The 12,900-nt window shown below is 68.1% G+C and carries 10 protein-coding genes; 6 read left to right on the forward strand and 4 right to left on the reverse strand.

What is annotated here, in order from left to right; genetic code table 11:
* Nucleotides 1–17: 17 nt before the first annotated feature.
* Entirely contained in the window at nucleotides 18–326 is a 309-nt protein-coding gene (locus tag AC06E7_RS09825) for a DUF3861 family protein (RefSeq protein ID WP_068849924.1), read from the reverse strand.
* Nucleotides 327–586: 260 nt separating this feature from the next.
* On the reverse strand, nucleotides 587–985 hold the full coding sequence (locus tag AC06E7_RS09830; RefSeq protein WP_068854576.1) for an HU family DNA-binding protein: 399 nt from the start codon (nucleotides 983–985) through the stop codon (nucleotides 587–589).
* Nucleotides 986–1,369: 384 nt separating this feature from the next.
* On the opposite strand from AC06E7_RS09830, the gene AC06E7_RS09835 reads away from it, so the two are divergent.
* Nucleotides 1,370–1,804 carry an OsmC family protein gene (locus AC06E7_RS09835; RefSeq protein ID WP_068849927.1) on the forward strand — a complete coding sequence of 145 codons (435 nt, stop codon included), beginning with the start codon at nucleotides 1,370–1,372 and terminating at the stop codon, nucleotides 1,802–1,804.
* Nucleotides 1,805–1,913: 109 nt separating this feature from the next.
* Here the strand turns inward: AC06E7_RS09835 and AC06E7_RS09840 are convergent, their stop codons facing one another.
* The gene (locus AC06E7_RS09840) at nucleotides 1,914–2,789 is read right to left on the reverse strand and encodes a PhzF family phenazine biosynthesis protein (protein ID WP_478064382.1); all 876 of its coding nucleotides are present in this window, start codon (nucleotides 2,787–2,789) and stop codon (nucleotides 1,914–1,916) included.
* Nucleotides 2,790–2,917: 128 nt separating this feature from the next.
* On the opposite strand from AC06E7_RS09840, the gene AC06E7_RS09845 reads away from it, so the two are divergent.
* The 4 genes from AC06E7_RS09845 to AC06E7_RS09860 all read left to right on the forward strand — a co-directional run bounded on the left by AC06E7_RS09845 (nucleotide 2,918) and on the right by AC06E7_RS09860 (nucleotide 9,648).
* A complete protein-coding gene (locus AC06E7_RS09845; RefSeq protein WP_068849933.1) occupies nucleotides 2,918–5,521 on the forward strand; it encodes a bifunctional aspartate kinase/diaminopimelate decarboxylase in 2,604 nt (867 codons plus the stop codon).
* Nucleotides 5,522–5,563: 42 nt separating this feature from the next.
* Nucleotides 5,564–6,916, forward strand: coding sequence for a UDP-N-acetyl-alpha-D-muramoyl-L-alanyl-L-glutamate epimerase (murL, locus tag AC06E7_RS09850; protein ID WP_478064384.1), 1,353 nt, complete (start codon nucleotides 5,564–5,566; stop codon nucleotides 6,914–6,916).
* Nucleotides 6,897–8,306 (forward strand): UDP-N-acetylmuramoyl-L-alanine--D-glutamate ligase, encoded by a 1,410-nt coding sequence (murD, locus tag AC06E7_RS09855; protein WP_478064385.1) that lies wholly within the window; start codon nucleotides 6,897–6,899, stop codon nucleotides 8,304–8,306. The genes murL and murD overlap by 20 nt, the downstream gene beginning before the upstream one ends.
* Nucleotides 8,307–8,853: 547 nt before the next feature.
* Nucleotides 8,854–9,648 carry a dienelactone hydrolase family protein gene (locus AC06E7_RS09860; RefSeq protein WP_478064387.1) on the forward strand — a complete coding sequence of 265 codons (795 nt, stop codon included), beginning with the start codon at nucleotides 8,854–8,856 and terminating at the stop codon, nucleotides 9,646–9,648.
* Between the two features lie 232 nt (nucleotides 9,649–9,880).
* Here the strand turns inward: AC06E7_RS09860 and AC06E7_RS09865 are convergent, their stop codons facing one another.
* The gene (locus tag AC06E7_RS09865; protein ID WP_478064389.1) at nucleotides 9,881–10,879 is read right to left on the reverse strand and encodes a polyprenyl synthetase family protein; all 999 of its coding nucleotides are present in this window, start codon (nucleotides 10,877–10,879) and stop codon (nucleotides 9,881–9,883) included.
* A 194-nt stretch (nucleotides 10,880–11,073) separates the two neighbouring features.
* On the opposite strand from AC06E7_RS09865, the gene AC06E7_RS09870 reads away from it, so the two are divergent.
* Nucleotides 11,074–12,687 (forward strand): alpha-glucosidase family protein, encoded by a 1,614-nt coding sequence (locus tag AC06E7_RS09870; RefSeq protein WP_478064391.1) that lies wholly within the window; start codon nucleotides 11,074–11,076, stop codon nucleotides 12,685–12,687.
* Nucleotides 12,688–12,900: the final 213 nt, after the last annotated feature.

The raw sequence follows: 12,900 nt of genomic DNA on the forward strand, positions 1-12,900 counted from the left end.
GGTGAGTGTAACCACCTTCAGGGCGCGCGTTGGATTGCATCCAGGGCGTCGAGCACCTGACCCAGCTGCGGCTGCAGGGTTGTGAGTGGATGCGCGGGCTGTTCGGCGTAGCGCGCGGCCAGGTCCTGCAGCAGCTGGGTCGCGACGATGGCTGCGGCGCGCTCGTCACCGGCGAGCCCGGTCTGCCGGCGGGCGACCTCCAGCAGGCGCATCCAGTCCTGCTGCGCGCGATGTTCCAGTTCGATGGTGCAGCGTCCGCTGCACTGCAGCCCGTCCTTTTCGATCGGGGTGATGGTGATGCGATAGCGTTGCGAGGGGCTGGCCATGGCGCTGCACTGTGGGGGAGTGGGTCCACCTTAGGCGTGGCCGGCGGGCCGGACGACAGGCGCGGCCGCACGCAGTGTTCCACCTTGTACGTTCCGGGGTTGCACGTAGTGGCCGCGAGGGCCGTGGCGGCTGGCTCTGCGCGATCCTGCCGGGCGCAGGCAGGGTTTGGCAACGCTGTGTTTCGCTGCGCGTGAGAGCCCCCAAAAAAGAACGGGACGGCCAAGGCCGTCCCGTTCGGGTGCTGCAGGAAGCGCGCAGATTACAGCGCGGCGTCCTTGAGCTTCTTGAGCGGACGCACCTTCAGCTTGGTGGTGGCCGGCTTGGCGGCGAACCACTGCTCTTCCTTGGTGAACGGGTTGATGCCCTTGCGCTTCGGCTTGGCCGCGACGCTGACGGTGGTGATCTTCAGCAGGCCCGGCAGGGTGAAGCTGCCTGCGCCCTTCTTGTGCACCGAGGAAGCCACGGCGGTTTCCAGCGAGGCCAGCACAGCGCGGACGTCCTTGGCGACAACGCCAGAGGCTTCGACGATGTGTGCAACCAGGCCGGACTTGGTCAGCACTTCCTTGATCGGCTTCGGAGCTGCCGGCTTTGCGGCGGCCTTCGTAGCGACTTTCTTCACTGCCTTCTTCGGGGCAGCCTTCTTAGCGGTCTTTGCCATGGTTTCCTGTTCCGTGATCGGTTGGTTGTGTGGTCGCGCCGAACCCATCGGCAAGCGAAATGTAGGGCAACAATGCGGCGCCGCCAATAGGCAAACGCATAAATATTCGGCTTTTCTGCGTTTGCGGTTACTGCAGTGCATCAGGACATGCCCAAAAAAACGGTCCGTTCGGCGGGGTGGAAGCGGTTTGCCGGGCCAGGCGGGCGGGCAGGGATTGTGCGGAAATGCCTTGAAAACAGCACTTTGCAACGAGGCCAGGCTCACGCATGCCTGGCAAGGGGGCGGGCGGCTGCGGCCGGAAGCCGCAGGCCGGTACGGCCAGACACGGTGCTAACGCCTGCCGGTCTACGCTGGTGCTGCCATTCACCCACTAAGGATCCAACGATGGGCATTTCGCGTCACGCCACTGCGCACTGGGAAGGTGACCTCAAGACAGGCAAGGGACAATTGAGCACGCCGCAGAGCGGCCTGCTGGACAAAACCCGCTATGCCTTCAGCAGCCGCTTCGGCGATGAGAAGGGCACCAACCCGGAAGAACTGATCGCCGCCGCGCACGCCGGCTGCTTCACCATGGCGCTGTCGGCCAAGCTCACCGAGGCCGGTTTCGTGCCCACCTCGCTGGACACTGAAGCCAAGGTCGACCTGTCGATGGAAGGTGGCCCGCAGCTGTCGCAGATCACGCTCACGGTCAAAGCGGTGGTCCCCAACATCGACGCGGCCCAGTTCCGTGCCATTGCCGATGATGCCAAGCAGAACTGCCCGGTATCCAAGGCGCTGAGCGCGGTGCCGATCAGCATGGAAGCCGAGCTGGCTGGCTGAAATGTTCAGGGTGCCGACGCAAAGTCGGCACCCTGGGGTGACCCGTAGAGACACGCCATGCGTGTCCCACGTAGGCCCGGATTCCACGCAGGACACGCGTGGCGTGTCCCTACCAGATGATCGTGCCCTGGATGACCGTCTGCACCTGGCCGCCGGACCAGACTTCGCCCTCCGCATCCACATGCAGGGTCAGTCGTGCATCGTGGCCGACCTCGCGGCCTTGGCTGACGACATAACTCCCGTCCACGCCGGGCAGGGCGTTGCGGCTGTCCAGCCACGCAGCCAACACCGCATTGGCCGCGCCTGAAGCGGCATCCTCGAACCGCCGGCCGTTGCCCACGAACGCGCGCACGGCCAGCTGGTAATCGTCTGCCGAGCTCCGCGCATACGCGAACACGCCCATGCTGTCGGTGCTTTCGGCCAGCGCAGCCACCGCGTCCCAGTCCGGTGACAGGGCGCGCAACGTGGCTTCATCGGCCAGTTCCACCACCCACCAGCTGCGCCCGCCGGACATGCGTGCCGGCGGCAGTCCGCCCAGTGTCCAGCCGGCCAGCGCCGCCTGCAGGCGCGGATCGTCCGCCGTGGTCACCTCGGCGACCGCCGCGCGCGGGGTGCGGATGGCGATGCTGCGCGCGGCCCCTTCGCCTACCACCCGCAGCGGCAGGGCGCCGGCGATGCCGTCCTGGACCAGGACGCCGTCGACCGGCGCGGCCAGGCCGGCGTCCAGCACCGCGTGCGCGGTGCCCACGCTGGGGTGGCCGGCGAACGGCACTTCCTTCTGCGGGCTGAACATGCGGATGCGGTAGCTGGCGCCCGGCACCTGTGGGGCAAAAACGAACGTGGTTTCCGGCAGGCGGGTCCAGCGGGCGATGGCCTGCATGCGCGCGTCGTCCAGGCCCTCCGCGTCCAGCACCACGGCCAGCGGGTTGCCGGCGCCGGGATAAGGGGAAAACACGTCAAGCTGCAGGAAACGGCGGGCGGTCATGGCGGATCGGTCTGGCGGAACGGTCGGGCAGCTTAACAAGCCCTGCCGGGGCGTGGCTTGGCATAGAATCAGAGGTTCGGCCCGGCGTGCCGGGTCGACCCCCCCACTACCTACCCATTCTTACCTCCATGTCAGCTTCCCCCCTTGTCGATCGCTGGATCGTACTGAAGTTCGGCGGCACCTCCGTGTCGCGTCGTCACCGTTGGGACACGATCGGGAAGCTGGCGAAAAAACGTGCGGAAGAAACCGGTGCGCGCGTGCTGGTGGTGGTGTCGGCCCTGTCCGGGGTGACCAATGAACTGACCGCGATCGCCGATGGCGCCGCCGACAGCCGCGCCCGCGTGGATGCGCTGGTGGCCCGCCACCGCGAGTTCCTGGCCGAGCTCGAGCTCGACGCCAGTGCGCTGGATGTGCGCCTGGCCGCGCTGCAGGGCCTTCTGGACGAGCCGCGCGCGGCCGCCCGCCCGCTGGAGTGGCAGGCCGACGTGCTGGGCCAGGGCGAACTGCTGTCCTCCACCATCGGCGCGGCCTACCTGCGCGCCAGCGGCCTGGATTTCGGCTGGATGGACGCCCGTGAGTGGCTGCAGGCGCTGCCGCCGCAGCCCAACCAGAGCGACTGGTCGCAGCGCCTGTCGGTGAACTGCCAGTGGCGTTCGGATGCCGAGTGGGCTGCGGCGTTCCGCGCCCAGCCGACCCGCATGCTGATCACCCAGGGCTTCATCTCGCGCCACGCCGATGGCGGTACCGCCATCCTCGGCCGCGGCGGCTCGGATACCTCTGCCGCCTACTTTGGCGCGCTGCTGGGCGCCAGCCGCGTGGAAATCTGGACCGACGTGCCGGGCATGTTCAGCGCCAACCCGAAGGACGTACCCGATGCGCGCCTGCTGACCCGCCTGGATTATTACGAAGCACAGGAAATCGCCACCACCGGCGCCAAAGTGCTGCACCCGCGTTCGATCAAGCCGTGCCGCGATGCCGGCGTGCCGATGGCGATCCTGGACACCGAACGCCCGGAACTGCCGGGCACCAGCATCGACGGCAATGCCGCACCGGTGCCGGGGGTGAAGGCGATCAGCCGCCGCAACGGCATCGTGCTGGTGTCGATGGAAGGCATCGGCATGTGGCAACAGGTCGGCTTCCTGGCCGACGTGTTCGGGCTGTTCAAGAAGCACGGACTGTCGGTGGACCTGATCGGTTCGGCCGAAACCAACGTCACGGTGTCGCTGGACCCGTCCGAAAACCTGGTCAATACCGATGTGCTGGCCGCGCTGTCGGCCGACCTGTCGCAGATCTGCAAGGTCAAGATCATCGTGCCGTGCGCGGCGATCACCCTGGTCGGCCGCGGCATGCGTTCGCTGCTGCACAAGTTGTCGGACGTGTGGGCGACCTTCGGGCGCGAGCGCGTGCACATGATTTCGCAGTCGTCCAATGACCTCAACCTGACCTTCGTCATCGATGAAGCCGACGCCGACGGCCTGCTGCCGATCCTGCATGCCGAGCTGATCGACAGCGGCGCGATGCCGGTGGAAGAGGGCGAGGTGTTCGGCCCGCGCTGGCGCGAGATCGCCGGCACCATCCGCCCGCGCGAAACCGCGTGGTGGCGGGGCCAGCGCGAGCACCTGCTGCACCTGGCCCAGGCCGGTACGCCGCGCTATGTGTACAACCTGGCCACGGTGCGCGCCCGCGCCCGCGCGCTGGCCGCGATCAGGCCGATCGACCAGCGGTATTACGCGATCAAGGCCAACAGCCACCCGGCCATCCTGGAGCTGCTGGAGCAGGAAGGCTTTGGCCTGGAGTGCGTGTCACACGGTGAACTGAAGCATGTGTTCAACGTGCTGCCGACGCTGTCGCCGCGCCGGGTGCTGTTCACCCCCAGCTTCGCGCCGCGCACCGAATATGAAGCGGCGTTCGCGCTTGGCGTGACCGTCACCGTGGACAACGTGGAAGCGCTGCAGCGGTGGCCGGACCTGTTCCGCAACCGCGAGCTCTGGCTGCGCGTGGACCTGGGCCGCGGCGAAGGCCACCACGCCAAGGTCCGTACCGGCGGCAAGGACTCCAAGTTCGGCCTGCCGATCGCCCGCGTGGACGAGTTCGTGCGCCTGGCCGAAGACCTCGGCACCCGCGTGGTCGGCCTGCACGCCCACCTGGGCAGCGGCGTGGAAACGGCGCAGCACTGGCGCCTGATGTGCGACGAACTGGCCGGGTTCGCGCGCCGGATCGGCAGCGTGGAAACCATCGATATCGGCGGCGGGTTGCCCATTCCCTACAGCGATGACGATGAACCGTTCGACCTGGACGCCTGGGCCGTCGGCCTGGCCGAGGTCAAGGCGGTGCACCCGGCGTTCCGCCTGGCGATTGAACCGGGCCGCTACCTGGTGGCCGAATCGGGCGTGCTGCTCACTACCGCCACCCAGGTGGTGGAGAAGGACGGCATCCGCCGCGTGGGCCTGGATGCGGGCATGAACACCCTGATGCGCCCGGCGCTGTACGACGCTTGGCACGACATCGAGAACCTCAGCCGGCTGGGCGGGTATGCCGAGGCACTGTTCGACGTGGTCGGGCCGATCTGCGAATCCAGCGATGTGTTCGGCAAGCGCCGCCGGCTGCCGGTATCCACCGCGCCGGACGATGTGATGCTGATCGCCGATGCCGGTGCCTACGGGTACGTCATGGCCAACACCTACAACCAGCGCGAGCTGCCGCGCGAGGACATCATCGACGATGTGCCCTGAGCGCCTCCCGTTGGTTTCCCTTATTGCCTCACCGGATACGCCATGACTGCTTTCGATAAACACCAGGTTGCCTGCTTCCGCTTCGTCCGCTGCGACCTCGCCGCGGATACCGGCGTGGCGCAGCTGGTCTACGCCTTCGACAATGGTCCGGAGCTGGTCGAGACGGTCAGCATTCCCGGCGCGCCGTTCGTGCTGGACGCTGCCCGCGCCGAGGCCGTGCAGCGGGCGCTGCGCCTGCTGCACCTGTTCGCGGGCGTCAGCTATTACAAGGCTGCGGTGCCGGAGCAGGTGCGGATCGACAGCTACAGCATCGATGCCGATACCGCCGCGCTGGTGGAAACGGTGTACCTCAACGGGCTGGGCGAGTTCGCCTACCGCAACGGGCTGAACCTGCGCGGGCGGTTCCGCCTGCCGGTGGACGGCGAGGCGTTCAACGCGCCGGCGGTGGGCCTGCGCGAGCATGCACTGGTGGCCATCGGCGGCGGCAAGGATTCGCTGGTCAGCATTGAAGCGCTGCGCACGCTGGGCATCGCCGAAACGGTGACCTGGATTGGCGGTTCGCAGCTGATCCGTGCCTGCGCCGAACGCACCGGCCTGCCGATGCTCAACATCGGCCGCACGCTGGCCCCCGAGCTGTTCGAGCTCAACCGCCAGGGCGCGTGGAACGGGCATATCCCGGTCACTGCCGTGAACTCGGCGATCATGGTGCTGGCCGCGCTGCTGCAGGGCGTGGACCAGGTCGTGTTCTCCAACGAGCGTTCGGCCAGCTACGGCAGCCAGATTCCGGGTACCGGTGAAGTGAACCACCAGTGGTCCAAGGGCTGGGCCTTCGAGCAGGCCTTTGGCGAACACCTTGAGAAGCACGTGGCGGCGGACCTGCACTACTACTCGCTGCTGCGCCCGCTGTCGGAGCTGGCCGTGGCGCGCCAGTTCGCCAGGACCGATTTCTACGACGCGCATTTCTCCAGCTGCAACCGCAACTTCCACATCCTGGGCGAGCGCCCGGTGAACCGCTGGTGCGGGGTCTGCCCGAAGTGCCACTTCGTGTTCCTGGCGCTGGCCCCGTTCATGCCCAAGACCCGGCTGGTGCGCATCTTCGGCCGCAACCTGCTGGACGACATGGAGCAGGCCGGCGGCTTCGACGCGCTGCTGGAATTCCAGGACCACAAACCGTTCGAATGCGTGGGCGAAGGCCGCGAATCGCGTGCGGCGATGGCCACCCTGGCGGCACGTCCGGAATGGAACGAGGATGCGCTGGTGAAGCGTTTCATCCAGGAGATCCAGCCGCAGCTGGACGGCGCCGAACTGCAGATCGAACCGTTGCTGGTGCTGGAAGGCGAGCACCGGATTCCGGCGGCGATCTGGGAGCGCCTGCGTGCGAATTTCGCAGCTTGAAGGCAAGCGCGTAGCGCTGTGGGGCTGGGGGCGTGAGGGGCGTGCGGCATTCGCCGTCCTGCGCCAGCGCCTGCCGGCGCTAGCCCTGACCCTGTTCTGCCCCGAGGCCGAGGCTGCCGCTGCGCGGGCCGAGGCCGGCAATGCGCTGCAGGTGCGGTCGGATGTCAACGGTGAATCCCTGGCCGCCTTCGAGGTGGTGATCAAGTCGCCGGGGATCAGCCCCTACGGGGAAGCCGCGGTGTTGGCGGCGGCGCAAGGCACGCAGTTCATCGGCGGAACCTCGCTTTGGTTTGCCGAGCATGCCGATGCCGAAGGCACCGTGCGCGACACCGTGTGCGTGACCGGCACCAAGGGCAAGAGCACCACCACCGCGTTGCTGGCGCATCTGCTGCGCGCCTCCGGCGCGCGCACCGGCCTGGTCGGCAACATCGGCCTGCCGCTGCTGGAGGTGCTGGACCCGCAGCCGGCGCCGGCGTACTGGGCGGTGGAGCTGTCCAGCTACCAGACCGGCGAGGTGGCGCGCAGTGGCGCGCATCCGCAGGTGGCGGTAGTGCTGAACCTGTTTCCCGAGCACCTGGACTGGCATGGCAGCGAAGCGCGCTACATCCAGGACAAGCTGGCGCTGGTGACCGGCGCGGCACCGCGTATCGCGGTGCTCAACGCGGCCGACCCGCACCTGGCCGCGCTCTCGCTGCCGGACAGCGAAGTAGTGTGGTTCAACCAGCCGCAGGGCTGGCACATGCGCGGCGAGTGGGTGTATCGCGGCGAGCAGCGGGTGTTCGATACCGCGAACACGCCGCTGCCGGGCCGGCACAACCGCGGCAACCTGTGCGCGGTGCTGGCGGCGATCGAAGCGCTGGGCCTGGATGCGGTGGCGCTGGCGCCTGCCGTGCAGGATTTCCGGCCGCTGCCCAACCGCCTGCAGACCATCGGCATCCGCGACGGGCTGCGCTTCGTCAACGATTCGATCAGCACCACCCCGCACGCCAGCCTGGCGGCGCTGGAATGCTTCGCCGGCCAGCGCATCGCGCTGCTGGTGGGCGGGCATGACCGGGGGCTGGACTGGCACGATTTCGTGGACCACATGGCGCACGACGTGCCGCCGGTGGAGATCGTCACCATGGGCGCCAACGGCCCGCGCATCCATGCGTTGCTGCAGCCGCTGGCTGATGCAGGGAGGTTCGGTCTGCATGCCGCCCGCGACCTGGAGGAGGCGGTGCGCCTCGCCCGCACGGCGCTCGGCGAACAGGGTGGGGTGGTGTTGATGTCCCCGGGCGCACCGAGCTACGGCGTGTACCGCGATTACGTCGCCCGCGGCCGCCATTTCGCCGAGCTGGCCGGGTTCGACCCGGACCAGATCACCGCGATCCCGGGCATCGGCATCGCCTGACATTTCGCCAAAGGCGCAGCGGACGGTAGAGCGGACGGTAGAGCGGACTGTTAGTCCGCTGCTCTTCGCGGCCCACCCTGGCAAAGCGCCAACGGCGCAGCCGAAGGTAGAGCGGACTGTCAGTCCGCTGCTCTTCGCGGCCCACCCTGGCATAGCGCCAACGGCGCAGCGGGACGGTAGAGCGGACTGTTAGTCCGCTGCTCTTCGCGGCCCACCCTGGCATAGCGCCAACGGCGCAGCCGGACGGTAGAGCGGACTGTTAGTCCGATGCTCTTCGCGGCCCACCCTGACATAGCGCCAACGGCGCAGCCGACTAACAGTCGGCTCTACCACCCGCCGCGCGACCGCCCACCGTTTGACCCGCGCCGAGCGACCGCCCACCGTTTGACCCGCGCCGAGCGACCGCCCGCCGTTTGACCCGCGCCGAGCGACCACCCGCCGTTTGACCACTCGCCACGCGACCCCCCGCCACGTAACCACCCGCCACCTGCGGCCCGTCACATGTCCCGACATACACTCTGGGCTCTTTCCCGGAAGGAGCAGGCGCATGAAGCAGCAATGGCAGTGGGGTGCGGCACTGGTACTCGGCATGACGGCATTGCCGGCCCTGGCGGCGATGCAGGCCAAGCCGGTGGAGTGGAAGCACGAAGGCACTACCTTCAGCGGGGTGCTGGTCTACGACGACGAAGACAACGACAAGCGCCCCGGCCTGGTGATGGTGCCGAACTGGAAGGGCGTGAACGAGTCGGCCATCGCCAAGGCCAAGCAGCTGGCCGGCGACGATTACGTGGTGCTGGTCGCCGACGTGTACGGCAAGGGCGTGCGCCCGAAGACCGACGCGGAAGCCGGCCCGGTGGCGACCAAGCTGCGCAATGACCGCCCGGTGCTGCGCGCCCGCGCGCTGAAGGCGCTGGAAGTGCTCAAGGCCCAGGCCGGCAACGCGCCGCTGGATGCCACGAAGATCGGCGCGGTCGGGTTCTGCTTCGGCGGCACCACGGTGCTGGAGCTGGCCCGTGCCGGGGCGCCGCTGGCCGGTGTGGTCAGCCTGCACGGCGGGCTGGGCTCGCCGTTGCCGGCCAAGGCCGGCGGTACTCATCCGTCGGTGCTGGTGCTCAATGGCGCCGACGACAAGGGCGTCAGCAAGGACGACATCGCCAGCTTCGAGCAGGAGATGAACGCGGCCAAGGTCGATTGGGAGTTCACCAACTACAGCGGTGCGGTGCACTGCTTCGCCGAATCCGATGCCAACAACCCGCCAGGCTGCCTGTACAACGAGCGGGCGGCGAAGCGGGCGTGGAAGAGCCTGGATACGTTCTTCGACGGGTTGTTCGACAAGCGCTGACGCACGCCGCGTTGCGGCGCCGCCCGACCAACGGTCGGGCGCTACCCTGGCAGGCGACGACCGTCGGTCGTCGCGCCCCGATCAACGCGCCGCGGCCCGGTAGGCGACGACCGTTGGTCGTCGCGCCCCGATCAACGCGCCGCGGCCCGGTAGGCGACGACCGTTGGTCGTCGCGCCCCGATCAACGCGCGGCAGCACGGTAGTGACGACCGTTGGTCATCACCCGCGGGGATCAATGCGAACGCTGTACCGCGTAACGGGCCAGGCCGCGCAGGGCGGCGACCGCATCGTTGTCGGCCAGGCCGTCGAGCGCGCGCTCGGCGGCGTCGGCGTATTCCTCGGCGCGGCGGCGGCTGTATTCCAGCCCGCCGGTGGCGTGGATGGCGGCCAGCACCTCCGGCATCGCATCCGCATCGCCGTTCTGCACGATCGCGCGCAGACGCTCGCGGGTGGTGGCGTCGGAATGGGCCATGGCGTGGATCAGCGGCAGGGTCGCCTTGCCTTCGGCCAGGTCGTCGCCCAGGTTCTTGCCCAGCTCGTCCGCATTGGCCGAGTAATCCAGCACGTCGTCGGCGATCTGGAAGGCGTAGCCCAGGTGCATGCCGTAGTCGTACAGCGCCTGCTGGGTCGCCTCGTGCACGCCGCTGGCCAGTGCCCCCAGCCGGGTACCGGCAGCGAACAGCACCGCGGTCTTGCGCTCGATCACGCGCAGGTAGGCGGCCTCGTCGGTATCCGGGTTATGCACGTGCAGCAGCTGCAGCACTTCGCCTTCGGCGATGCGGTTGGTGGTATCGGCCAGGATCTGCATGACCGGCATGCGGTCCAGTTCAACCATCAGCTGGAAGCTGCGCGAGTACAGGAAGTCGCCGACCAGCACGCTCGGGGCGTTGCCCCACAGCGCATTGGCGGTGCTGCGGCCGCGCCGCAGGCTGGATTCGTCCACCACGTCGTCGTGCAGCAGGGTCGAGGTGTGGATGAACTCGATGATCGCCGCCAGCTGGTGGTGCTCCGGGCCGGCCTGGCCGACCGCGTGGCCGGCCAGCATGACCAGCATCGGCCGCAGACGCTTGCCGCCGGCGGAGATGATGTGGTCGGCGATCTGGTTGATCAGCACGACATCCGAGGACAGTCGGCGGCGAATCAGCGCATCCACGGCGGCCATGTCGGGCGCGGCGAGCGACTGGATCTGGGGCAGGCCAAGCGCGGGGCGGGTGTCTTCGGTGATGGTCATGCGGTCTGACTTTCAGGCTTGGGCGGAATTATAGGCGGTGCGGACGTATTCCGCCCGCGAAGGCGTTCCGGGGGCCGGGCAGGGCGTGAATACGTATGCAAGCGGCGCCACCGCCGAGGGTGCGCCGCTAAGCTTGTCGGGTACGTTCTGGCGCCCGTGGGAGGGCGCCCTGGAAGCCCGGAGGGGGGCCCTCGATGACGCAGACTCCATGGTGGCGCGGTGCCGTCATCTATCAGATTTACCCGCGCAGTTTCCTGGATGCCAACGGTGATGGCGTGGGCGACCTGCCCGGCATCATCGAACGGCTGGACTACGTGGCCTCGCTGGGGGTGGACGCGATCTGGATTTCGCCGTTCTTCACCTCGCCCATGGCCGACTTCGGCTACGACATCGCCGACCACCGCGATGTGGATCCGCTGTTCGGCACCCTGGCCGATTTCGACCGGTTGCTGGCCAAGGCGCACGCGCTGGGCCTGAAGGTGATGATCGACCAGGTGTTCAGCCACACCTCGATCGAGCACGCCTGGTTCCGCGAGAGCCGCCAGGACCGCACCAATCCCAAGGCGGACTGGTACGTGTGGGCCGACCCGCGCGAGGACGGCACCCCGCCGAACAACTGGATGTCCATCTTCGGTGGCGTGGCCTGGCAGTGGGAGCCGCGCCGCGAGCAGTACTTCCTGCACAATTTCCTGGCCGACCAGCCGGACCTGGACTTCCACAATCCGGCCGTGCAGCAGGCCACCCTGGACTACGTGCGGTTCTGGCTGGACCGCGGCGTGGATGGCTTCCGCCTGGATTCGATCAACTTCTGCTTCCACGACAAGCAGCTGCGCGACAACCCGGCCAAGCCGCTGGAAAAGCGCCTGGGCCGGGGCTTCAGCACCGACAATCCGTACGCCTACCAGTACCACTACTACAACAACACCCAGCCGGAGAACCTGCCGTTCATCGAGCGCCTGCGCGGGCTGCTGGACGAGTACCCGGGCGCGGTCAGCCTGGGCGAGATCTCCGCCGAGGATTCGCTGGCGACCACGGCCGAGTACACCGCGCCGGGTCGCCTGCACATGGGCTACAGCTTCGAGCTGCTGGTCAAGGATTACAGCGCGGCCTACATCCGCGACACCGTGTCGCGGCTGGAAGCGACCATGACCGAAGGCTGGCCGTGCTGGGCGATCTCCAACCATGACGTGGAGCGCGCGGTGACCCGTTGGGGCGGGCACCCGGCGCAGCCGCGGCTGGCGCGGCTGCTGGTGGCGGTGCTGTGTTCGCTGCGCGGTTCGATCTGTCTGTACCAGGGCGAAGAGCTGGGCCTGGGCGAAGCGGACGTGCCGTTCGAGGCGCTGCAGGATCCGTACGGCATCACCTTCTGGCCGAACTTCAAGGGCCGCGACGGGTGCCGCACGCCGATGCCGTGGCTGGATGCGCCGCTGGCCGGGTTCACCAGCGGTGCGCCGTGGCTGCCGATCCCGCAGGAGCACCAGGCCAGTGCAGTGGCGGTGCAGGAGCACGATCCGCACTCGGTGTTGAACGCGTTCCGCCAGTTCCTGGCGTGGCGGCGGACGATGCCGACGCTGCTGCTGGGCGACATCCGGTTCCTGGAGACGGCCGAACCGGTGCTGATGTTTGAACGCACGCACGGCGATGAGACGCTGCTGCTGGCGTTCAACCTGTCGGCCCAGGCGACCCAGGTGACGTTGCCCGAAGGGCAGTGGCACGCGCTGCACGTGCCGGGCCCGGATGCAGGGCAGGCCGATGGGGCAACGCTGCACCTGCCGGCACAGGCGATGTACTGCGCACGCCGCGCCTGATTCACGATTTCCGGTGGTATTGATGGGCGGAGCCGAAAGGTTCCGCCCTTTTTTCTTCGATCAGGTTCATCGCGAGCGTTGAGGGCCCCGCCGCGGCCGGCAGGCCCCTGTGCAAATGTCCCCCGGCGGTCGCCCTGCGGCGACGGCCTCCTCCTTTACTTTGCCAGGAGCCTGCCGGCCGCGACGGGGCTCGGCTTGCGGGAAGAAAAAACC

This window comes from Stenotrophomonas sp. Steno-Z4, assembly GCF_056393145.1.

Coding starts and splice junctions, on each gene's coding strand:
- AC06E7_RS09825 (WP_068849924.1), bottom strand. CDS start 326: ATGGCCAGCCCCTCGCAACGCTATCGCATCACCATCACCCCGATCGAA.
- AC06E7_RS09830 (WP_068854576.1), bottom strand. CDS start 985: ATGGCAAAGACCGCTAAGAAGGCTGCCCCGAAGAAGGCAGTGAAGAAA.
- AC06E7_RS09835 (WP_068849927.1), top strand. CDS start 1,370: ATGGGCATTTCGCGTCACGCCACTGCGCACTGGGAAGGTGACCTCAAG.
- AC06E7_RS09840 (WP_478064382.1), bottom strand. CDS start 2,789: ATGACCGCCCGCCGTTTCCTGCAGCTTGACGTGTTTTCCCCTTATCCC.
- AC06E7_RS09845 (WP_068849933.1), top strand. CDS start 2,918: ATGTCAGCTTCCCCCCTTGTCGATCGCTGGATCGTACTGAAGTTCGGC.
- murL (WP_478064384.1), top strand. CDS start 5,564: ATGACTGCTTTCGATAAACACCAGGTTGCCTGCTTCCGCTTCGTCCGC.
- AC06E7_RS09860 (WP_478064387.1), top strand. CDS start 8,854: ATGAAGCAGCAATGGCAGTGGGGTGCGGCACTGGTACTCGGCATGACG.
- AC06E7_RS09865 (WP_478064389.1), bottom strand. CDS start 10,879: ATGACCATCACCGAAGACACCCGCCCCGCGCTTGGCCTGCCCCAGATC.
- AC06E7_RS09870 (WP_478064391.1), top strand. CDS start 11,074: ATGACGCAGACTCCATGGTGGCGCGGTGCCGTCATCTATCAGATTTAC.